Here is a 20,863-nt window from a genome sequence, read left to right on the forward strand (position 1 = left end):
CAGCAGGTCTTGCAGGGTGGCGATGGCCACGACCGGCATGCCATATTGCTGTGCCACTTCCTGCACCGCGGACAATTCACCGCTGCCGCGCTCCATGCGGTCCAGCGCGATGGCTACGCCTGCGGGGGTGGCACCGGCGGCGCGGATCAGTTCCACCGATTCGCGCACCGAGGTGCCGGCGGAAATCACGTCATCGATGATCAGGACACGGCCTTGCAGCGGTGCGCCGACCAGGGTGCCGCCTTCGCCGTGATCCTTGGCTTCCTTGCGATTATAGGCAAAAGGCACATTGCGGCCTTGTTCGGCCATGGCCATGGTCGCGCCGGCGGCCAGGATGATACCCTTGTAGGCAGGTCCGAACAGCATGTCGAATTCGATGCCGCTAGCCATTATCGACTTGGCATAGAAGCGAGACAAGTGCAGGGTGGAAAGGCCATCGTTGAACAGGCCGGCATTAAAGAAATATGGCGATTTGCGCCCGGCCTTGGTGATGAACTCGCCAAACTTCAATACCTGCTTGTCGAGTGCAAAACGGATAAAATCTTGGCGGAAATCGCTCATATCATTCCTCATAGAGACTAGTTAACTATCTGAACGGCTGGAAAAATTGCCGGCAAGGATAGCACAGGAGACTGCATTGCTTCGAATCGTTTCAGCCAACCTCAATGGCATCCGCTCGGCGGACAAGAAGGGTTTTTTCAACTGGTTGGCCGGAATCGCTGCCGATTTTGTCTGTGTGCAGGAGCTGAAGGCCCAGGCGGCCGACCTGAGCGAGCGCATGCGTGCGCCGGATGGCCTGACCGGCTATTTCCACTATGCCGAGAAAAAAGGTTACAGCGGCGTGGGGGTGTATACCCGTCATCAGCCGGATGCGGTGATCGAGGGGCTGGGCGTGGACTGGATCGACGCTGAAGGACGTTTCCTGCAGCTGGATTTCGGTAATCTCAGCGTGATTTCGCTGTATCTGCCATCGGGTTCCAGCAGCGATGAGCGCCAGCAGGTGAAGTTCCAGTTCCTGGAGGTGTTCATGCCGCATCTGGAGCAGTTGAAAGCGGCCGGGCGCGATATCGTCATCTGTGGTGACTGGAATATCGCCCATCAGGAGATCGACCTGAAAAACTGGAAGGGCAATCTGAAAAATTCCGGTTTCCTGCCGGAGGAGCGTGCCTGGATGAGCGATCTGCTGGGCCGCGTGGGCTGGTGTGATGTATGGCGCACCCTGTATCCCGAACAGCCGGGCTATAGCTGGTGGAGCAATCGCGGCCAGGCTTATGCCAAGGATGTGGGCTGGCGCATCGACTATCACATCGTTACCCCATCGCTGATGGCGGTGGCACAGACGGCATCCGTCTACAAGGATGAGAAATTTTCCGACCATGCGCCGCTGATCGTCGACTACGCGCTGGATCTGCCTGCTTGATGAATTTGTGTTGTGTACGGCGTGTTGGCAACACATTGTAATCACTGTATCAAGTCTTGCTGATGTCCTGCCTTTAGGATGAAGTTATCGCGAATCTGCCTGTACCGGCAGGCCAAGCCTGCCGGGCACCTGCCCGTTCGCAACTTCACAGGATGCATGTCATGAGAAACCGTCTGCTGCTTGTTTTACTGGGCCTGGGTGCCGCGCTGCCGGCACTGGCAGCCAATGTCGGCATTTCCGTCAATATCGGCGAACCCGGCTTTTACGGCCAGCTGGATATTGGCCATTACCCCCCGCCAGCCTTGCTTTATCCGCAGCCGGTCATTGTCAGCCCGGTAGTGGTGGCCCAGCCCCCTATCTATCTGCGTGTTCCGCCGGAACACGCTCGTCATTGGGATCGTTACTGCCGTCGCTACCAGGCTTGCGACCGCCGAGTGTATTTCGTGCAGGACAGGTGGTATCGCCAGGAATATGCGCCGCGCTACCTGCGCGAGCACCCGCATGGTCATGACGGACATGATAATGGCTGGCACAAGGGTGAAGAGCACCGTGGCCATGCATATCGGGATGAGCGGTCTGGTGCGCCCTGGCCTGAGCAAGGCGGTGGCGGCCGACACTGACATGGCTTTGTCCAATCCAGAAACCGCCGCTTTGACCGGCGGTTTTGCATTCCCGCGTGCAAGGCATTAGCCTGTTGCCTGCGCCACTGCTGTTGCGGTGGCGCGGCGATCAACCATGATGCGGCCAGTGCAGGGCAGGCGGCATCAGCATGCAATAAGGGCTGTGATGCTGGACGATGATGATGTGGTACTGCTGACAGTGCCCGGCTGGGGCAATTCCGGGGACAAGCACTGGCAAACCCTGTGGGAGCTGACCTATCCGCTGGCGCGACGTGTCCAGCAACAGGACTGGCTTTACCCGGAGCGGGAGGAATGGGTGGCCGCCCTGGATGCGCTGGTACGGGATACGCCGGGCCGTATCGTACTGGCGGCCCATAGCCTGGGCTGTCACACGGTGGTGGAGTGGCTGCGTACCGTCGATCTGCAGACCCAGCATCGCATCAAGGGTGTGCTGCTGGTGGCACCACCGGCGCTGCCCATTACCGAGGCCAGGGCGCGGGCCAGTGGTGAACTGCCGGAGGGTGCAGCGCTACCGGCCTTCTCCGGATTTGCCCAGGCCAGTGCAGGGCGCTTGCCTGTGCCGGCGGTGATGGTGGCCAGCCAGGATGACCTGTTCTGCGATTTTGCCACGGCCCAGGCCATGGCGGAGCTGTGGGGTATCCGGCTGGTGGATGCGGGCCGTGCCGGTCATATGGGTAGTCATGCCGGTCTTGGCAGCTGGGCGGCCGGTCAACAGTTGCTGCAGCGCTTCATCCTGGCCTGAGCCGCCAGGCCCCAATAAAAAACCGCCACCTTCGCGAGCGAGGGCGGCGGTTTTTATATTGCGGGGGCTTTATTGGCTGGCCTTAGCGGGCGACCGGGCGCGCCGGGTCACTGCACCATTCGCTCCACGAACCCGGATACAGCCGGCTGCCAGACAGCCCGGCATGTTCCATGGCCAGCAGATTGTGGCAGGCGGTGACGCCGGAGCCGCACTGGTGGACGATTTCTTCCGGCTTGCTGCCTGCCAGTACGGCCTCCCACTCGCTGCGCAAGGTCGCCGCGTCCTTGAAGTGGCCGTTGCCAGCCAGGTTCTGCTGGAAGAAGCGGTTGCGGGCGCCGGGGATGTGGCCGCCCACCGGGTCCATGGTTTCGCCTTCGCCACGGAAACGCTCCGGGCTGCGGGCATCCACCACGACAAAGTCCTGTGCATCCAGATTGGCCAGGACCTGATCGGCATCGACGGTTTCGACCAGGCTGGCATTGACCGGAAAACGGCGCGGCATATAGCGTTTCTTGTCGGTTTCCAGCACCGCTCCGGCTTGCTGCCAGGCCTGGATGCCGCCATCCAGCACGGCGACGGCGGCATGGCCCAGCCAGCGCAGCAGCATCCAGGCGCGGGCGGCATACATGCCGCCAGCGTCGTCATAGCAGATGACCTGGATGTCGCCGGTAATGCCGGCCGCGCCCAGATCCACCGCCAGCCGCTGGCCATCCGGCAGCGGGTGGCGGCCATTGCTGCCGGTTTTCACGCCGGACAGGTGGTAATCGAGGTTGAGATAGCGTGCGCCGGGAATGTGGCCGGCCTGATAGGCATGCAGGCCGTATTCCGGGTCGGTCAGCTGGAAGCGGCAGTCGAGAATGACGTAATGCTCGGGATCAAGCGCCTGCAACTGGGCCGGGCTGATGAGGGTGGTGTACATCGGCTTCTCCTGAATGGGTGTGCCACATGGCGGACATGCACCCTGTGGCAAGGAGGAGCCGCTTACGAGCCGGCCCAGGGGCCGGCTTGAAAGCGGTTCCGCATGCCTGCCGGCAAGCGCGGGCAAACCGGCAGGACCGCTCTAGCCTACACAGAAGCAGCTACAGTCGGCAAGCGGGCCGGGTTATTGCACTGCAGCGGCAAGTGGCTGATTTTGCAAGGCAGCTCGCAGGCTGGCGGCCAGGTCCGGCTGACCGTGTTCTGCCCCCTGGCGCTGCGGGCTGGCCCAGATCGGGCTGGGAAAGTGGGCGTCGTCGGCAAAGCGCGGAATGACATGCCAGTGCAGGTGCGGCACCACATTACCCAGGCTGGCCAGGTTGATCTTGTCTGGCTGCATGACGGCGCGGATGGCTTTTTCGGTCCGCAGCACCCAGTCAAACACATGTGCACAGTCGGCCGGGGCCAGGTCGCTCATTTCGCGTACATGCTGTTTCCAGATGACGCGGCAGAAACCGGGATAGCCGGCTTCTTCAACCAGCAAGACCCACAGTCGGGTATCTTCGTACAGCAATTCGCCGGCAGGCAGGGTGCAAAGCGGACAAGTCATGAGCGGAGCGCCATTTTCTGTTGAAGGATGTCGCTCATTCTACCGTGCTGCGACCGTGCTGTTTTTTTTCGTCTGTTATACTGATTCCACTGTCCGCATATTCAGTCCTGTCATGCGGGCCTGCTATCCTGTACAAGACATTTCGTCGCTAACTCCCTGGAAATACTGTGTGAATCTGGTTCAAAGCCTGATGGTGATTGCCGTACTGATCTTGATCAGTGCCTTCTTTTCCGTATCGGAAATCTCGCTGGCGGCGGCACGCAAGATCAAACTGCGCCAAATGGCCGAAGAGGGCGATGGGCGCGCCGACCGCGTGCTGGCCTTGCAGGCACAGCCGGGCCTGTTCTTTACCGTGGTGCAGATCGGCCTGAATGCCGTGGCCATCATGGCCGGCATCATGGGGGAAGCGGCCTTTACCCCCTATTTTGCCCAGGCGCTGCATCTGGTGTTCTCCGCCGACTGGGTGGAGCGGGTCAGCTTTCTGCTGTCCTTTGTCACGGTCACGGCGCTGTTCGTGCTGTTTGCCGACCTGATGCCCAAGCGGCTGGGCATGTCGGCGCCGGAGCAGATTGCCGTGCGCGTGGTGCGGCCGATGCAGGCTTGCGTGCGGCTGTTCATGCCGCTGGTGTGGTTGTTCAACGGCATGGCCAATATGCTGTTCCGGCTGTTTGGCCTGCCCACGGCGCGGCCGGACGACCTGACCCCGGACGACATCGTCGCCATGATGGAAGCAGGTGCCGAAGCCGGCGTATTGCAGCAGCAGGAGCATCACCTGATTGAAAACGTGTTCGAGCTGGAAAGCCGCACCGTGCCCTCGTCGATGACTGCGCGCGAAAGCGTGGTGTATTTCACCCTGCAGGAAGAAGAAGCCAGCATCAAGCGCAAGATCGCCGAAAGTCCGCATGCCAAGTATCTGGTATGCGATGGCGTGGTGGATGCGGTGGTGGGCTATGTCGATTCCAAGGATATCCTGACCCGGCTGGTGAACCAGCAAAGCGTGTCGATCAAGCGCGAGCTGACCATCCGCAATGTGCTGATCATTCCCGACAGCCTGACCCTGTCCGAACTGCTGGCACGCTTCAAGGCTTCGCGCGAAGACTTTGCCGTGGTGATGAACGAGTACGCGCTGGTGGTGGGCATCATCACCCTGAACGATGTGATGAGCACGGTAATGGGTGATCTGGTGTCGCAAAGCCAGGAAGACCAGATCGTGCAGCGCGATGCCGACAGCTGGCTGGTGGATGGGGCCTCGCCGGTGGAGGATGTGTTGCGTGCCCTGGATATCGACAGTTTTCCGGATGATGAAAACTACGAAACCATCGCCGGTTTCATGATGTACATGCTGCGCAAGATTCCCAAGCGTACCGACCATGTCGAGTATGCCGGCTACAAGTTCGAGGTGGTGGATATCGACAACTACCGCATCGACCAGTTGCTGGTGACGCGGGTGAGCCCGGTGCCCGCACAGCCGGACTGAGCCGGTTACGATTGCTTACACGGGCTTACAAGAGTCTCACAGACGCGTCGGCCCTCCCTCCCTAAGATGCAATGCATGGAGGCAGCAAACACACTGCCCCCGCAACTCAACAAAGTCGCCTTACGGGAGAATGACCATGAAAAAGATCGCCGCACTCGTCCTGACCGCCGTGTTTGGTCTCGCCTCCGCTGCCGGCTTTGCCGCTGATGCCTCTGCGCCTGCCGCCAAGCCTGCAGTGAGCGCTCCGGCCAAGGCCCATCACACCAAACCGCATCAGGCCAAGAAACACAACGCCAAAAAACACCATCAGGTGAAGAAAGCCGCTTCGGCCCCGGCTGCGCAAAAAGCCCAGTCTGCCAAGAAGCATGTGCACAAGCATCATCACCATCACCACGCCGGCAAGCATCACCAGCATGCCCCGCGCAAGCTTAACCAATAAGCCAGCAGCCACAGTGATACGCAAGAAAGAGGAGGCATCAGCCTCCTCTTTTGCATGCCCGCCCTCAATCCAGCTCCGCCACCTTGCATACGCGCAGGGCCTGCGGGGTTTCGTCCATATTGCGCCATACCCAGTTGAAGTGGGCCACCACCTGTTCACCAGTCAACAGCGGACGGTTGCGGCAGGTATGGGCATCTTCCAGTACGGTCACGGCATAGTCGTGCGACAGCGCACTGCGAATGGCGTAATCAATGCAGAAGTCGGTGGCGGAGCCGCCTATCCACACATGGCGCACACCCAGCTGCTGTAACAGTGCATGCAGCTCTGGCCGATAAAAGCTGTCGCCCACCGTCTTGTGCACGACCGGGTCATCAGCGAGCCGCTGCAAGGCCGGATGGAGCGCCCAGCCGGTGCTGCCGGGGGCGAGGTCGGTGCCGGGCGGGCTATCGTGCTGGACGAAAATGACCGGCATCTCCTGCTGGCGGGCCTTGGCAATGGCCTGATTCAGTCTGGCCAGTACAGTATCGGCCTGGTAGGGCGGGGTGGGTTGGAACTGGGCTACTTGGACATCAACAATCAAGAGTGCGCTATCACGACGCATGGTTTGCTCCACTGGCGGGGGTATGCAGCAATGACTGCAACAGTATCTCGGCGCAGGCTTCTGCTTCGCTGACTGAAAAATTGTCCGGGTCCAGATGGCAATCCAGCCACAGGCCATCGATGAAACTGTCCACAATCAGTCCGCAGCGCCGGGCCAGCGTGGTATCTCCCAGCAGCTGTTCGAAGCAAGTGGTATATGCCATACGGTAGAGCCGGTCGGATGCCAGGGTGGTGGCACGGTATTGCTGCAGGCTGTGGCGCTCGCTCCAGCTGGCATACCACAGCGCCAGCAGTTCGGGATGGGTGGCGGCGAAATGGATATCGTGCCGGATATCTGCTGCCAGGCGGGCAGATGGCGTGGTTTCACACTCTGCCAGAGCCGTAGCCAGCGACTGCTGGTAGGTGTGCAGGGCAAGGTCCAGCGCGCTGTCCAGCAATTGTTCTTTCTGCTTGAAGTGGAAATTGACCAGGCTGCGCGATACACCGGCCAGCTCGGCGACGACGGAAATGGTGGCCCCGGGTAGACCATGGCGGGCGACTGCCTGAATCATCGCCTCGACCAATTGTTGGCGGCTGCTGTCGCCTTTGCGGCGGCGACCATCGGGAATGGACTGTGGCATGCAGGTCTCTGCGTGGAAATATCGCAACAATGTACAGCGGATTTCTGTAGTGATGTTGTGAAAACACTGGTTGTTATTGACGTGGTAAATACTTAGCCAACAAACTGGCTGAACGTACAGCTAAATAAAAAAAGTCCTCTGGGTCGCTGTATGCCATCGTTTTCATACCATCTGCGAGGAAAATCATGAGGACTACCCTATCCCGGCTGACAGCCCTGCTGTGCGGTCTGTTACTGTCTGCGGCCGCCACGGCGGAAGAGGCCGTGCTGAATGTCTACAACTGGTCGGACTACATCGCCAAAGACACGGTGGCCAATTTTGAAAAAGAGTCACACATCCGGGTCAAGTATGATGTGTTCGATACCGATGAAACCCTGCAAGCCAAATTGCTGAGCGGACGTGCCGGCTATGATGTGGTGGTGCCATCCTCAACCTTCATGGCCAAGCAGATTGAAGCCGGCGTCTACATGAAGCTGGACAAGAGCAAGCTGCCTAACCTGGTCAATCTGGATCCGGTGTTGATGAAAATCATCGCCAGCATGGACCCGAAAAACCTGTATGGCGTGCCCTATGCCTGGGGTACCACTGGCATGGGTATCAATATCACCAAGTTGCAAAAAGTGCTGGGCCATGAGGCAGTGCTGGATAGTTGGGACCTGATGTTTCGCCCGGAGCTGCTGGCCAAGGTCAGCTGCGGGGTGAATATGCTGGATTCGCCCACGGATGTGTTTCCGGTGGTGCTCAAATATATCGGCCGCGATCCCAACAGCAAGAGTCCGGCAGACTATCAGGCCGCTTATGCCGTGCTGAAAAAGCTGCGCCCTTATATTACCCAGTTCAATTCGTCCGGCTATATCAACGACCTGGCCAATGGCGATATCTGCCTGGCGCTGGGCTACTCCGGCGATGTGAATATTGCGCGCAACCGCGCACAAGAGGCGCATCGCAGCTATGAGCTGCGCTATGTCACACCCAAGGGCAATATTCCGATCTGGTTCGACCTGATGGGCATCCCCAAAGACAGCAATCATCCGGAAGCAGCACATAAATGGATCAACTACATCTTGCGGCCCGACGTCAGTGCCGGCATCACCAACGAGGTGTTTTATCCCAGTGCCAACCTGGCCGCCAGAAAGCTGACCAAGCCGGTCATTGCCAATGATCCCAATGTCTATCCTCCTGACGCACTGCTCAAGACCATGTATGTCGAGCTGCCCTTACCCAGCGACATCACCCGGCTGATGAACCGCATGTGGGCCGAGCTGAAAAGCGGGCGCTAACAAGCAGGTCCCTGCCGGCAAAGGCAGGGTATCCGCCATGAAAAAACCGCAGGCGGTCAAGCCTGCGGTTTTCTGTGGCAGCTCGGTGTGCGGAGCTTACAGCAGTACGCGTTCGATACCGCCGTTGCGGGCCTTTTCCACGTAGTCCTTCATCCAGTTCTTGCCCAGGATGTGCTTGGCCATTTCCACCACGATGTAGTCGGCTTCGGTGCCGGTATCCGGGCTGTAGCGCGACAGGCCCTGCAGGCAGGACGGGCAGGAGGTGAGAATCTTCACCGGTTGTTCGGTGGCACCGATCTTGGCCAGATCCTTGTTGATTTCCTCTTCCTTGCGCGAGCGTACCTGGGTGGCAATGTCGGGCCGGCTGGCGGCAAAGGTGCCGGATTCGCCGCAGCAGCGGTCGCTCAGCGTCACGCCGCCGCCCAGCAGCTTGTTGGCCACGTCCAGCGGCTGGTAAGCCTTCATCGGGGTATGGCAGGGGTCGTGGTACATATACTTCTGGCCGCCGATCCCTTCCAGCTTCAGGCCCTTTTCCATCAGGTATTCATGGATGTCGATGATGCGGCAGCCGGGGAAGATGTCCTCGAAGCGATACTTGGCCAGCTGGTCGTAGCAGGTGCCACAGCTCACCACCACGGTCTTGATGTCCAGGTAGTTCAGCGTATTGGCTACGCGGTGGAACAGCACGCGGTTTTCCGTGGTGATGGCTTCGCCCTTGTCGGCATAGCCGGCAGAGGTCTGCGGGTAGCCACAGCACAGATAGCCCGGCGGCAGCACGGTCTGGGTGCCGACATGCCACAACATGGCCTGGGTGGCGAGGCCGACCTGGCTGAACAGGCGTTCCGAGCCGCAGCCGGGGAAGTAGAACACCGCTTCGGCGTCTTCGGCCAGCTGCGGGTTGCGGATCACCGGCACCACGTTGGCGTCTTCCACATCCAGTAGGGCGCGCGCGGTTTTCTTGGGCAGGCCACCGGGCATCGGCTTGTTGATGAAGTGGATGACCTGTTCCTTGATCGCTGCCTTGCCTACGGTGGATGGCGGTTGCTTGGTCTGGGCGCTGGTCAGGTGCAGCTTCTTGCCCACGCTGTAGCCCAGGCGCTGGGCCTTGTAGGCAAAGCCGACCAGGCCGCCACGAATGGCCTTGATGGTGGCCGGGTCCTTGACGGTGAGGAAGGCCATGCCCAGCGCGGTGCCGGGGTTGAAGCGCTTGTTGCCGGTCTTGCGCAGGAAATTGCGCATGGCGACCGACACATCGCCGAAGTCGATCTTCACCGGGCAGGGCTTCACGCAGCGGTGGCACACCGTGCAGTGGTCGGCCACGTCGGATAGCTCGTCAAAATGCTTGAGGCTGACGCCACGGCGGGTCTGTTCCTCGTAGAGGAAGGCCTCGGTCAGCAGGCCGACGCCGAGAATCTTGTTACGCGGGCTGTACAACAGGTTGGCACGCGGCACGTGGGTGGAGCACACCGGCTTGCACTTGCCGCAGCGCAGGCAGTCCTTGACGCTGTTGGAAATGCTGCCGATGTCGGACTGTTCCAGAATCAGCGATTCGGCGCCCAGCAATTCGAAGGACGGGGTGTAGGCCATGGTCAGGTCGGCACCCGGCAGCAGCTTGCCCTTGTTGAAATGGCCCTTGGGGTCGATGCGCTGCTTGTAGGCACGGAAGGGGGCGATTTCCTCTTCGGTGAGGAATTCCAGCTTGGTGATGCCAATGCCGTGCTCACCGGAAATCACGCCGTTCAGGCTGCGGGCCAGTTCCATGATGCGTGCCACGGCCTTGTGCGCGGTTTGCAGCATGTCGTAGTCGTCGGAGTTGACCGGCAGGTTGGTGTGCACATTGCCGTCGCCGGCGTGCATGTGCAGTGCCACGAACACGCGACCGCGCAGCACCTTCTGGTGCAGGGCATGCACGGCATCCAGGATGGGGGCATCGGCCTTGCCGGAGAACAGGCTTTCCAGATCGTTCAGCAGTTCGTCTTTCCAGCTGACGCGCAGCTGGAAGTCGCGCATGGCGATAAACAGGGTGGCCGGCGTGGCATTGGCATCCACCAGCGGTGCATCGGGCCATTGTGCGCGGTACTGGGCAAACGGTGCGTCCAGATTGTCCAGCAGCCACTGCCAGCGCTGGCGCAGCGTGGCAATCAGTTCCAGCGCGGTGCCGCGGCGCTCGCCGATGATTTCGTCGGCGGAAACGGCACCGCCTTCGGTATCCACCGGCAGGCGGCCATGGAAGTATTCGGTGAGGGTGTCCAGCAGGCGCAGCTTGTTGGCCACCGACAGTTCGATATTGATGCGTTCGATGCCGTCGGAGTAGTCGCCCAGACGCGGCAGCGGAATCACCACGTCTTCGTTGATCTTGAAGGCATTGGTGTGGCGGGCGATGGCGGCAGTGCGCGAACGGTCCAGCCAGAATTTCTTGCGCGCCTCGGCGGTGACGGCGATAAAGCCTTCGCCGGTACGGGCATTGGCATAGCGCACCACCTGGCTGGCGGCTTCGGCCACGGCGTTTTCATCGTTGGAGACGATGTCGGCAATCAGCACCATCTTGGGCCGGCCCTTGCTCTTGGCCTTGGTGGCATAGCCCACGGCGCGGACATAGCGCCAGTCGAGGTGTTCCAGGCCGGCCAGTTGCACACCGGCCTTGTAGCCGGCGCCATCCGGCTTGAAGTAGTCGGTGATTTCCACGATGGCCGGCGTGGCCTGGGCGACCGTGCCGAAAAATTCCAGGCACACGGTGCGGGTATGCGCCGGCATCTTGTGCAGCACGAAGCGCGCGCTGGTGATGATGCCGTCGGTGCCTTCCTTCTGCACGCCGGGCAGGCCGGACAGGAATTTGTCGGTCACGTCCTTGCCCAGGCCAACCTTGCGGAAGGACGGGCCGGGGATGTCCAGCTGCTCGGTGGACAGGATGGTCTTGTCGTCGTCCTTGTAGCGGGTGATGCGGAAGCTGGCGACATCGATGTCGTGAATCTTGCCGTAGTTGTGGGCCAGGCGTTCGATGAACATCCAGTTGCCATCGGTATCCACCATTTTCCAGCTGGCCAGGTTGTCCAGCGCGGTGCCCCACAGCACGGCTTTCTTGCCGCCGGCATTCATGGCGACGTTGCCGCCGATACAGGAGGCTTCGGCCGAGGTCGGATCAACGGCAAACACCAGGCCGGCGGCACTGGCGGCTTCCGATACTCGGGCGGTGACTACGCCGGCACCGCACTGGATGGTGGCGCGTTCGCCGTCCAGGCCAGGCAGGCTGATGTATTCCACGCCATTGTGCTGTACCAGCTTTTCGGTGTTGATCACCGCACTGCGGCGATCCAGCGGCACGGCACCGCCGGTGTAGCCGGTGCCACCACCACGCGGGATGATGGTCAGTTCCAGCTCGATCAACGCACGCACCAGCGGGGCGATTTCTTCTTCGGTATCCGGCGACAGCACCACAAAGGGGTATTCGACGCGCCAGTCGGTGGCGTCGGTCACATGCGACACGCGGGCCAGGCCGTCGAACAGGATGTTGTCCTTGCGGGTATGGCGCGACAGTTTTTTCAGGATGGCCTGGCGCAGCTCGCGGGTTTCGGCAAACTGCTGGGCGAAGCGGTCCACCGCCTCGCGGGCGGCGGCGATCAGCCGGCCCACCTTGTCATTGCCCTCGCGGCGCTTTTCCACTTCCTGCAGGCGGTGGTGCATGGCATCGACCAGCGCCGACAGGCGCTTGGGATTGTCCAGCAGGTCGTCCACCAGGTAGGGGTTGCGATCCACCACCCAGATGTCGCCCAGCACCTCGAACAGCATGCGGGCGGAGCGTCCGGTCTTGCGCTCGCTGCGCAACTCTTCCAGCAGTGCCCACATGGGCTCGCCCAGAAGCCGGATGAAGATTTCCCGGTCCGAATACGATGTGTAGTTGTAAGGTATCTCGCGAAGACGCTGCTGGTTGCTGGTGGTCATGGTCCGTGCTGCAGTAATTGTTTGAATATATTACCGGCTAGTTTAGCCCAATTGCTGCGTTGCGAAAAATGCCGCATGCGTCATTTTCTCATTTTGACGTGAAGATATCCGGGTAAATTGGATGTTGTCGGACAATATTGGCGGTGATGTGCTAAAGCCTTGGCCGCAAAAGGAAAAGCCCCTGTTATCAACAGGGGCTGCCGTGGACGGCATGCGCAGTCATGACCGGTGCTGTGCCAGTTGCTCGGCGAGCTTGACGGCTTCAAACAGGCTGCCCGGATCGGCGCGGCCGCTGCCAGCCAGGTCCAGCGCCGTACCGTGATCCACCGAGGTGCGGATGATGGGCAGGCCCAGCGTGATGTTGATGCCGGCACCAAAGCTGGCGTATTTCAGCACCGGCAGGCCCTGGTCGTGGTACATGGCCAGTACGGCATCCGCTGTAGCCAGCTTGTCGGGATTGAACAGGGTATCGGCAGGCAGCGGGCCAAGCAGCTGCATGCCTTCGGCGCGCAACTGTTGCAATACCGGTTCGATGATGTCGATTTCCTCACGCCCCATGTGGCCGGACTCGCCGGCGTGCGGGTTGAGGCCCGCCACCAGGATGCGCGGGGCGGGCAGGCCGAATTTGTGCTGCAGATCGGCATGCAGGATGCGGATGACCACTTCCAGTTCCGGTCTGGTAATGGCATCGGCCACCGCGCGCAGCGGCAGATGGGTGGTGACCAGCGCCACCCGCATGCCGGCACCGGCCAGCATCATCACGACCCGCGGCGTGCCGGTGTGCTCGGCCAGATATTCGGTATGACCGCTGAAGGGCACGCCGGCATCGTTGATCACCCCCTTGTGTACCGGTGCGGTGACCATGGCGGCAAACTCGCCGGACAGGCAGCCGGCTATCGCCACATCCAGGGTGTCCAGCACATAGCGGGCATTGGCCGGATCCAGCTGGCCGGGCGTGACTGCCGCGGCCAGCGGGACATGCAGCACTTCCAGTACGCCGGGCGCAGCCGCTGCCTGCCCCGGCTGGTAGGGCTGAAAGCGCAGGGCAGTCAGGCCCAGCTGTGCCGCACGCTGCTGCAATAGCGAGAGGTCGGCAATGATGACCCGCCGGGCGCCGTCATGCGGCTCTGCCAGTTGCAGGACCAGATCCGGGCCGATGCCGGCTGGCTCGCCAGCGGTGACGGCCAGCAGGGGGCGGGGGGCAGCCATGGCTTACTTGTCGTCCAGACGTTCTTCAACAAAGGCGGAGTCGCGCAGCTGGCGTACCCAGTCCAGATAAGCCTGGTCCAGCTTGCGCAGGCGCAGCTGCTGTTTGATGGTCTGGCGTTCGCGGTCGGCCGATACGTCCTGGTTGCGGGTGGCTTCCACCAGGATCAGATGCCAGCCAAAGGGACTGCGTACCGGCTCGGACACCGTGCCCACCGGCAGGGCCAGCATGGCCTTTTCAAATTCCGGCACCATGTCGCCCTTGTTCACCCAGCCCAGATCGCCACCTTTGACATTGCTGCCGTCTTCGGAGTAGAGCTTGGCCATTTCGGAGAACTTGGCACCGCGCAGAATGCGGTCGCGAATCTGCAGGATGCGGCTTTTGGCATCGGCCTCGGATACCGCCTCGTTGGTGCGGATCAGGATGTGCGAGGTGTGGTATTGCTCCACCACCAGCGGCTGGTTGCCGCTGCGCTTTTCAATCAGCTGGAAAATCATGAAGCCCTGGGCGGTGCGGATGACCCCGGTATGCTGGCCGGGATTCAGCTGATCCAGCATGGAGACGAATTCCGGCGGCAGCGTGGCTGCCGGACGCCAGCCCAGATCCCCCCCCTTGATGCCATTGGGTGCATCGGAGTAACTGGCGGCTACCTTGGCAAAGGGCTGCTTGTCGTTCAGTTCGCCCAATGCCTTGTTGGCCTTGGCCGACAGGTTGTCCAGCTGTTTGGCATCGGCGCGCTCGGGCGTGCTGATCAGGATGGTGGCCAGGTGGTATTCGCTGCGGTTGGCGCTTTGTGCGCTTTTCAGCACCTGGTCCACTTCGCTGTCAGTGACATTGATGCGCGAGCCGATTTCATTGTTTTTCAGCCGTGCCAGCACGATTTCGCGGCGGATTTCTTCGCGGAAGCGCTCAAACGGCACGCCTTCCTTGGCCAGCTGTGCCTGCAGGCCTTTGACATCCAGCTTGTTCTGCTTGGCCAGATCGGCGATGGCCTGGTCCAGATCATGCTCGTCCACGCGCATGCCATTGCTGCTGGCGTACTCCATTTGCACCTGTTCGGTAATCATCTGCTCCAGCACCTGGCGTGCCAGGATGTCGCGTGCCGGCGGGGTGACGTTCTGCCCCTTGAGTTGCTGGATGGTGGCATCGATGCGGTTTTGCAGGTCGGTATTGGTGATGACGGTCTTGTTGACCACGGCCACGATGCGATCCATTTCGTTGACCGGGGACGCCGGCGCCGCATGGGTCGTCTGGACAAAGGTTGCGATCAACAGGGCAAGCAGGGTTTTTTTCATGGTCAATTGGATCGGATGTCGGAAATATTGGAGTAGCCCGGAATCGCCAGTTTCAGTTCGGAAGTGGGATTACTGCCCAAACCGCCCAGACCGCGCAGTTCCAGCTGGAAAAATACACCGGTATGTGTAGTGGCGGAAGTAATGGTGGTCGCCAGCGAGGCGTCACGTTTCAGCACGACGCGCGTGGTCCAGCAGCCGTCGTTGTACTCCACCCCGAGCAGATGCTCAAGCGGCTTGTTGTCGATCAGCGAGTAGTTTTCCCGTGCCACGGCATACCACTGGCGGGCGATGGGCCATTGCACGCCCAGGTCGACCTGGCGCAAGGGGCCATATTGCGTGGTATCGCCGATCTGTTCGTAACGGCCATAGCGGTAGCGCAGGCTGACGGTTTTGCCGGGTGCCGGGTTGTAGCGTACTTGCAGGTTGTAACGCTGGGTCTTGGCCAGGTCCTGGTTGTACTCATAGGAGCTGTCCAGGCGCCAGGCCTGGGTCAGATCGCCGCCCAGGCTGCCCAGCAAGCCCTTGCTGTTGTTTTGCAGGGTGATCTGGTTGCCGTACAGCGAGGTGTCTTCATTCTTGAAGTAATAGCGCTGGCCCAGCATCAGGCGCAGGCGCTCGATACCGGTTTCGCTGCTGATCAGGCGGCTGGTGAGGGCCGCGGTCAGCTGGTTGGCGGCATTGATGCGGTCCCAGCCGGAAAAGCGGTTTTCCGAGAACAGCTGGGCGAAGTTGAAGTCGTTTTCCGAGCTGTCGAAGTTGGGAATATTGCTCTGGTCCTTGGCCGGGATGTAAACGTAAAACAGGCGCGGTTCCAGGGTCTCCACATAATCAGCGCCATGGAAGCTGGTATCGCGCTCGAAGTACAGGCCGGAGTCGGTGCTGAAGATGGGCAGGGTGCGGGTGATGTTGCTGCCCGGCGTGTTATCGCTGCCCAGCGCATTCAGTGAATAGCTGGTGTAGTTGACACCGAATTTCGGCTTGATGAAGCCCCAGCTACGCTCGAAGGCCCAGCTCACGCTGGGATAGGCGACAAAGCGGTCACCGGTCTGCAGCGTGGGGTGGGAGAAGCGGGTGAGATCGCCCTGCAGGTTGAAGCTAAAACCGTCCGGCAGCTTCTGGTTGGCGGTCAGGGTGATCTGCGGCAGCCGCGCATAGGGTTGGTCGGCCGGGATGATCGGATCTTCCAGCGTCTGGTAACGCTGGGCACGCAGCATGGTTTCCAGGCTGCCCCCTTGCCAGCTGGTGCTGTACTTGGTCCAGGCCTGGCGCAGCAGGTTGACGTTGGTGGCAGTCAGGGTGCGGTCGCCGAAGTCGGTGAAGTAATTGACATCGGAAACGTAGTTGTAGTCGTAGCCGAAGGTCAGGCCCGGTATTACCGTCTGCTTGTGCGTGGCGTACCAGGCATAGCGGTCGGTATGGGTCAGCTTGTCATTGCGCAGCTGCTCGGTATAGATGCTGCCGGAGAAATCCGGCTCCAGATAGCGGAACTCGCCAGCCACCATGGTGCCGTGCTTGAGATTGATGTGCGGCGTGATGGTGGCATCGTAATTGGGGGCGATGTTCCAGTAGTAGGGCAGTGCCAGGTCGAAGCCGTTGCTGCCGGAGCGGAAGGTCGGCGCCAGCAGGCCGGATTTGCGGCTGCCATCCAGCGGGAAATCGATCCACGGGGTGTAGAGAATCGGCAGGCCCTGGAATTCCAGCCGGGCATTGCGGGCAACGCCAATATTGGTGGCGTAGTTCAGGTCCAGCGTGGAGGATTTCAGATACCAGGAGTCATCGCCCACCACGCAGGAGTTGACCCTGCTGTTGAGCAGGCGGTACTGGTCCGGGCCGGTGAATTGCACCTCGCTGCCATCGCCGCGAAAGGCAATGCCGGCTTTGGCCAGGCTGCGTTTGCTGCCGCCGGCTTTGTTCTGGGTGTCCGGGCTGCCCATCTGGAAGGAAGCTTGCTGGGCCGAGCCGGTATGCTCGTCCATCCAGTAATCCAGGGTGGTGCCGGTGATGACGTCTTTGTCGCGCGTCAGGCGGAAGTGGTCGCCGGCCTTGACGCGATTTTGCTGCTGGTAATAGTCCAGCCAGTCGGCTTCCAGGGTCTGGTTGTCATGGATGACCACCACATCACCGCTGGCCTTGAGCTTGTCCTGCATCTGCCCGTCCATGTGGTTGGCCGTGACATGGGTCTGGCCCTGGGCGGCGGGCACCGTGGTGAGCGCCTGCGGCGCAATATCATCAGCCTGGGCAGCAGAAACCGAAAAAGCGGCTGCCAGGGCCAGGGTCATTCTCGTGGGCTGCAGTTTGAGCATGCACAAAGCCATATCGTGTGGGCAGGTGGGCAGGTTAAAATCAGACGATTCTATCAGCATCGTGACGAACCGACATGCAACGTTTGGAACAACTCAAAAGCTGGCTGACCAGCCTTTACCCGCAAACCGACATCGTGGTGGAGTTTGCCGCCGCCGATGCCGACTTCCGCCGCTACTTCCGCGCGCAGTTCCCGGATGGCAGCACCCGCATCGTCATGGATGCGCCGCCGGAGAAGATGGACACCGATCCCTACGTGAAGGTTCGCGAGATCTTTTCGGTGGTGAATGTCCCGCAAATCATCGCCCGCGACCGCGAGCAGGGCTTCATGCTGCTGGAGGACCTGGGCAGGATCACGTTGCTGGCTGCACTGCAGCATGACCAGCGTCCGCTGGTGCAGCGCCACCTGTTGCTGGAGGCGGTGGATACCCTGGTGGTGCTGCAACAGGCGAGCCAGCCGGGGGTACTGCCGGAATACGACGAAGCCTTGCTGCACCGGGAACTCAGCCTGTTTCCGGAGTGGTACTGCGCCCGGGAACTGGGCAAGCCGCTCAACTTTGCCCAGCGCCAGTTGTGGGATGCCGGCTGTGAAAAACTGCTGGCTGCCATCCTGCCGCAGAGCAAGGTTTATGTGCACCGCGACTTCATCGTGCGCAACCTGATGCTCACGCCGGGCAAGCCTGGCGTGCTGGATTTCCAGGACGCGGTGTACGGCCCCATCAGCTACGATCTGGTGTCCTTGCTGCGCGATGCCTTTATCGAATGGGAAGAGGATTTTGTGCTGGATATTGCCATCCGCTACTGGGAAAAAGCACGGGCAGCTGGCTTGCCGGTGCCGGAAAGCGTGGACGATTTTTACCGCGATTTCGAATGGATGGGGGTGCAGCGCCACCTGAAAGTGGCCGGAATCTTTGCAAGACTTTACCACCGCGATGGCAAGGAAAAGTACCGCGCCGAGATTCCACGCTTCATCAAGTACCTGAAACGCACCACGCGCCGCTACCAGGAGCTGTCTCCTTTCTACCAGTTGCTGCTGCAGCTGGTGGGCAAGGACGACACCGATGCCGAGCTGCAGTCGAGCTATCCGGTACTGAGTGTCAAAGGCTGATGGCAAGGCGATGAAAGCGATGATTCTGGCCGCAGGTCGCGGCGAACGGATGCGCCCGCTCACCGACCATACCCCCAAGCCCTTGTTGCTGGCCGGGGGCCGGCCGCTGATCGAGTGGCATATCCGCCGTCTGGCGGCAGCGGGCATCCGCCAGCTGGTCATCAACCATGCCTGGCTGGGCGCGCAGATCGAACAGGTGCTGGGTGACGGCAGCCGTCTGGGCGTCGCCATCACCTACTCCCCGGAAGCCACGGCGCTGGAAACCGCCGGTGGCATTGCCAGCGCCCTGCCCTTGCTGGGGGAGCAGCCCTTTCTGGTGGTGAATGGCGATGTGTTGAGCGATGTGGATTTCACCGCCTTGCAGCAACAGGCAGCGCAGCTGGATGGCAAAACCCGCCTGGCGCATCTGCTGCTGGTGGATAATCCGCCGCACCATCCGGCCGGTGATTTCGGCCTGCTGGCGAATGGCTTGCTGGCGGCCAACCCAGCCGCCGGCAACGGTCTGACCTTTTCCGGCATTGCCGCCTACCATCCGGCCCTGTTTGCTGACACGCCCGCCGGGCAGCCGGCCAAACTGGCGCCGCTGCTACGCGCGGCGATGGCGCAAGGCCAGGTCAGTGGCAGCCGGCTGGACGGCCTGTGGCTGGATGTGGGCACGCCGGCGCGGCTGGCCGAGGCGGATGCCATTGCCACAGGCTGGACGGCGTGAGCCGGCGCATTCTGGGCGTGGACCCCGGTAGCCGCATCACCGGTTTCGGGGTAATCGATCTGGTCGGCCAGCAGCGCCACTATGTGGCGTCCGGCTGTATCCGCACCCCGCAGGGCGCGCCGCTGGCCGAGCGCATCAAGGTCATCATCGACGGCCTGTTCGGTGTGATCGATACCTATCAGCCGCATGAGGCGGCCATCGAGCAAGTGTTCGTCAACGTCAATCCCGCGGCCACGCTGATGCTGGGCCAGGCGCGTGGCGCCTGTGTGTCGGCGCTGGTGATGCGCAATCTGGCGGTGTCCGACTATACCGCCTTGCAGGTCAAGCAATCGGTGGTGGGCCATGGCAAGGCGGCCAAGGAGCAGGTGCAGCACATGGTGGTACGCATGCTCAATCTGTCCGGCACGCCACAGGCGGATGCCGCCGACGCGCTGGCGGTGGCGCTGGCCCATGCCAATCTCAGCGGCGGGGCCATTGGCGAACTGGCGCGCCAGGGGCTGAAAGTGCGGGGCGGGCGTTTGGTCTAGCGCCCTTTGGCCGCTTTACTTGTGCTGACGCAGGCCCTGGTAACGGCTGTTCGCGCTATGCTCTGGTCATTCGCAAGTGGAGCGCTTCATGTCGCAGAGTCCTGTCAGTGTCGAACCCAGCGCTGCGGTGCTGGCCCAGCATCCGGCGCGCTGGTGGCTGGCCACCCGGCCGGCTTTTCTCAGCATTACCCTGGCCGGCGTCGTGCTGGGCATGGCCGGCAGTGGCTGGCCAGCCTTGCGGCAAAACGGGCTGCTGGCGCTGCTGGGCCTCATGCTGGCCTTGCTCACCCATGCCGCCGTCAATGTCATCAATGATGTGGCCGACCACCACAATGGCACGGATGCTGCCAATACCGCACGGCTGTTTCCGTTTACCGGTGGCAGCCGCTTTATCCAGAACGGCGTGCTCAGTGCCGGGCAGATGCAGGGGCTGGCCTATGGCCTGTTTGCACTGGTGGTGCTGGGCGGCCTGTATCTGGTCAGCCTGCGTGGTTGGCCCTTGTTGCTGATCGGCCTGGCCGGCGTGGTGCTGGGCTGGGGCTATTCGGCACCGCCCTTGCGGCTGAACAGCCGGGGCCTGGGTGAGTTGAGCGTATTGCTGTGTTTTCTGTTGCTGCCGCAAGGCATGGTGGTATTGCTGGCCGGACAAGGGCAGCTGCCTGTGCTGTGGGCCAGCCTGCCCTTTGCCATCCTCACCAGCCTGCTGTTGTATATCAACCAGTTTCCCGACCGTACGGCAGACCAGCTGGCCGGCAAGTGGCACTGGGTGGCACGTTTGCCGCTGCAGCGGGCTCGCGCTGTTTACGGCGTGCTGGCCTGGCTGGCCTATGCCCTGCTCGGCTGGCTGGTGTGGCGGGCGCTATTGCCGCCATCTGCCTTGCTGGGCTTGCTGAGCCTGCCGCTGTCCGGGTTTGCCGCGTTGCAGCTGTGGCGGCATGCCGCCGAGCCGGCACGCTTGCGCCCGGCCATCATTGCCACCATCATGGCGGCCAATCTGTTTCCGCTGCTGCTGGCCCTGGCTTTGCTGCTGGGC

The 20,863-nt window shown here is 61.4% G+C and carries 19 protein-coding genes; 10 read left to right on the forward strand and 9 right to left on the reverse strand.

Features of this window, described 5'->3' with window-relative positions:
* Nucleotides 1-561: orotate phosphoribosyltransferase (pyrE, locus tag JHD64_RS17970; protein WP_199054753.1), on the reverse strand; the 561-nt coding region annotated here is incomplete at its 3' end.
* A 76-nt stretch (nt 562-637) separates the two neighbouring features.
* Between pyrE and JHD64_RS17975 the strand changes: the two genes are divergently transcribed.
* The 3 genes from JHD64_RS17975 (at nt 638) to JHD64_RS17985 (ending at nt 2,803) form a co-directional block, all read left to right on the forward strand.
* Nucleotides 638-1,420, forward strand: coding sequence for an exodeoxyribonuclease III (locus JHD64_RS17975; protein WP_199054754.1), 783 nt, complete (start codon nt 638-640; stop codon nt 1,418-1,420).
* 161 nt (nt 1,421-1,581) lie between these two features.
* Entirely contained in the window at nt 1,582-2,040 is a 459-nt protein-coding gene (locus tag JHD64_RS17980; protein WP_199054755.1) for a hypothetical protein, read from the forward strand.
* A 166-nt stretch (nt 2,041-2,206) separates the two neighbouring features.
* On the forward strand, nt 2,207-2,803 hold the full coding sequence (locus JHD64_RS17985; RefSeq protein ID WP_199054756.1) for an alpha/beta hydrolase: 597 nt from the start codon (nt 2,207-2,209) through the stop codon (nt 2,801-2,803).
* Nucleotides 2,804-2,885: 82 nt separating this feature from the next.
* Here JHD64_RS17985 and JHD64_RS17990 read toward each other — a convergent pair whose 3' ends face one another.
* Together JHD64_RS17990 and JHD64_RS17995 are read right to left on the reverse strand one after the other, a co-directional pair.
* Nucleotides 2,886-3,722, reverse strand: a complete 837-nt coding sequence (locus JHD64_RS17990) for a sulfurtransferase (protein WP_199054757.1) — start codon at nt 3,720-3,722, stop codon at nt 2,886-2,888.
* Between the two features lie 183 nt (nt 3,723-3,905).
* Nucleotides 3,906-4,328, reverse strand: a complete 423-nt coding sequence (locus JHD64_RS17995; protein ID WP_059285428.1) for an HIT family protein — start codon at nt 4,326-4,328, stop codon at nt 3,906-3,908.
* A 169-nt stretch (nt 4,329-4,497) separates the two neighbouring features.
* Here JHD64_RS17995 and JHD64_RS18000 point away from each other — a divergent pair, with 169 nt between their 5' ends.
* On the forward strand, nt 4,498-5,805 hold the full coding sequence (locus JHD64_RS18000; RefSeq protein WP_199054758.1) for a hemolysin family protein: 1,308 nt from the start codon (nt 4,498-4,500) through the stop codon (nt 5,803-5,805).
* Nucleotides 5,806-5,941: 136 nt separating this feature from the next.
* Nucleotides 5,942-6,244 carry an acid-shock protein gene (locus JHD64_RS18005; protein WP_199054760.1) on the forward strand — a complete coding sequence of 101 codons (303 nt, stop codon included), beginning with the start codon at nt 5,942-5,944 and terminating at the stop codon, nt 6,242-6,244.
* A 64-nt stretch (nt 6,245-6,308) separates the two neighbouring features.
* On the opposite strand, the gene JHD64_RS18010 is transcribed toward JHD64_RS18005, so the two are convergent.
* Together JHD64_RS18010 and JHD64_RS18015 are read right to left on the reverse strand one after the other, a co-directional pair.
* Nucleotides 6,309-6,845: a cysteine hydrolase family protein gene (locus tag JHD64_RS18010; protein WP_199054761.1), complete on the reverse strand. Its 537-nt coding sequence runs from the start codon at nt 6,843-6,845 to the stop codon at nt 6,309-6,311.
* Entirely contained in the window at nt 6,835-7,464 is a 630-nt protein-coding gene (locus tag JHD64_RS18015) for a TetR family transcriptional regulator C-terminal domain-containing protein (RefSeq protein WP_199054762.1), read from the reverse strand. The genes JHD64_RS18010 and JHD64_RS18015 overlap by 11 nt, the downstream gene beginning before the upstream one ends.
* Nucleotides 7,465-7,649: 185 nt before the next feature.
* On the opposite strand from JHD64_RS18015, the gene JHD64_RS18020 reads away from it, so the two are divergent.
* Nucleotides 7,650-8,744, forward strand: a complete 1,095-nt coding sequence (locus JHD64_RS18020; RefSeq protein WP_199054763.1) for a polyamine ABC transporter substrate-binding protein — start codon at nt 7,650-7,652, stop codon at nt 8,742-8,744.
* Nucleotides 8,745-8,840: 96 nt separating this feature from the next.
* On the opposite strand, the gene JHD64_RS18025 is transcribed toward JHD64_RS18020, so the two are convergent.
* From JHD64_RS18025 to JHD64_RS18040, 4 genes are all read right to left on the reverse strand, one after another.
* A complete protein-coding gene (locus JHD64_RS18025) occupies nt 8,841-12,683 on the reverse strand; it encodes a DUF3683 domain-containing protein (RefSeq protein WP_199054764.1) in 3,843 nt (1,280 codons plus the stop codon).
* A gap of 219 nt (nt 12,684-12,902) precedes the next feature.
* Nucleotides 12,903-13,892: a 4-hydroxythreonine-4-phosphate dehydrogenase PdxA gene (pdxA, locus tag JHD64_RS18030; RefSeq protein ID WP_199054765.1), complete on the reverse strand. Its 990-nt coding sequence runs from the start codon at nt 13,890-13,892 to the stop codon at nt 12,903-12,905.
* A 3-nt stretch (nt 13,893-13,895) separates the two neighbouring features.
* Nucleotides 13,896-15,185, reverse strand: a complete 1,290-nt coding sequence (locus JHD64_RS18035) for a peptidylprolyl isomerase (protein WP_233170586.1) — start codon at nt 15,183-15,185, stop codon at nt 13,896-13,898.
* A 2-nt stretch (nt 15,186-15,187) separates the two neighbouring features.
* Nucleotides 15,188-17,488 carry an LPS-assembly protein LptD gene (locus JHD64_RS18040; RefSeq protein ID WP_199054769.1) on the reverse strand — a complete coding sequence of 767 codons (2,301 nt, stop codon included), beginning with the start codon at nt 17,486-17,488 and terminating at the stop codon, nt 15,188-15,190.
* Between the two features lie 74 nt (nt 17,489-17,562).
* Between JHD64_RS18040 and amgK the strand changes: the two genes are divergently transcribed.
* The 4 genes from amgK to JHD64_RS18060 form a co-directional block, all read left to right on the forward strand.
* A complete protein-coding gene (amgK, locus tag JHD64_RS18045; RefSeq protein WP_199054774.1) occupies nt 17,563-18,594 on the forward strand; it encodes an N-acetylmuramate/N-acetylglucosamine kinase AmgK in 1,032 nt (343 codons plus the stop codon).
* A 10-nt stretch (nt 18,595-18,604) separates the two neighbouring features.
* Entirely contained in the window at nt 18,605-19,303 is a 699-nt protein-coding gene (murU, locus tag JHD64_RS18050) for an N-acetylmuramate alpha-1-phosphate uridylyltransferase MurU (RefSeq protein ID WP_199054775.1), read from the forward strand.
* Nucleotides 19,300-19,830, forward strand: coding sequence for a crossover junction endodeoxyribonuclease RuvC (ruvC, locus tag JHD64_RS18055; RefSeq protein WP_110313028.1), 531 nt, complete (start codon nt 19,300-19,302; stop codon nt 19,828-19,830). Before murU ends, ruvC begins: the two co-directional genes overlap by 4 nt.
* An 88-nt stretch (nt 19,831-19,918) precedes the next feature.
* Nucleotides 19,919-20,863, forward strand: a 945-nt coding sequence (locus JHD64_RS18060) for a prenyltransferase (RefSeq protein ID WP_199054776.1), incomplete at its 3' end; no start/stop codon positions are given.

Origin of the sequence: Aquitalea sp. ASV15 (genome assembly GCF_016429115.1) — a bacterium.
Classification (GTDB): Bacteria; Pseudomonadota; Gammaproteobacteria; order Burkholderiales; family Chromobacteriaceae; genus Aquitalea; species Aquitalea magnusonii.

Bases quoted from the DNA above. Each gene is read 5' to 3' on its own strand.
- JHD64_RS18020 (WP_199054763.1), top strand. From the start codon at position 7,650: ATGAGGACTACCCTATCCCGGCTGACAGCCCTGCTGTGCGGTCTGTTA.
- JHD64_RS18035 (WP_233170586.1), bottom strand. From the start codon at position 15,185: ATGAAAAAAACCCTGCTTGCCCTGTTGATCGCAACCTTTGTCCAGACG.
- JHD64_RS18010 (WP_199054761.1), bottom strand. From the start codon at position 6,845: ATGCGTCGTGATAGCGCACTCTTGATTGTTGATGTCCAAGTAGCCCAG.
- JHD64_RS17990 (WP_199054757.1), bottom strand. From the start codon at position 3,722: ATGTACACCACCCTCATCAGCCCGGCCCAGTTGCAGGCGCTTGATCCC.
- JHD64_RS18025 (WP_199054764.1), bottom strand. From the start codon at position 12,683: ATGACCACCAGCAACCAGCAGCGTCTTCGCGAGATACCTTACAACTAC.
- JHD64_RS18040 (WP_199054769.1), bottom strand. From the start codon at position 17,488: ATGCTCAAACTGCAGCCCACGAGAATGACCCTGGCCCTGGCAGCCGCT.
- murU (WP_199054775.1), top strand. From the start codon at position 18,605: ATGAAAGCGATGATTCTGGCCGCAGGTCGCGGCGAACGGATGCGCCCG.
- JHD64_RS17995 (WP_059285428.1), bottom strand. From the start codon at position 4,328: ATGACTTGTCCGCTTTGCACCCTGCCTGCCGGCGAATTGCTGTACGAA.
- JHD64_RS17985 (WP_199054756.1), top strand. From the start codon at position 2,207: ATGCTGGACGATGATGATGTGGTACTGCTGACAGTGCCCGGCTGGGGC.
- amgK (WP_199054774.1), top strand. From the start codon at position 17,563: ATGCAACGTTTGGAACAACTCAAAAGCTGGCTGACCAGCCTTTACCCG.
- pdxA (WP_199054765.1), bottom strand. From the start codon at position 13,892: ATGGCTGCCCCCCGCCCCCTGCTGGCCGTCACCGCTGGCGAGCCAGCC.
- JHD64_RS18005 (WP_199054760.1), top strand. From the start codon at position 5,942: ATGAAAAAGATCGCCGCACTCGTCCTGACCGCCGTGTTTGGTCTCGCC.
- JHD64_RS17980 (WP_199054755.1), top strand. From the start codon at position 1,582: ATGAGAAACCGTCTGCTGCTTGTTTTACTGGGCCTGGGTGCCGCGCTG.
- JHD64_RS18015 (WP_199054762.1), bottom strand. From the start codon at position 7,464: ATGCCACAGTCCATTCCCGATGGTCGCCGCCGCAAAGGCGACAGCAGC.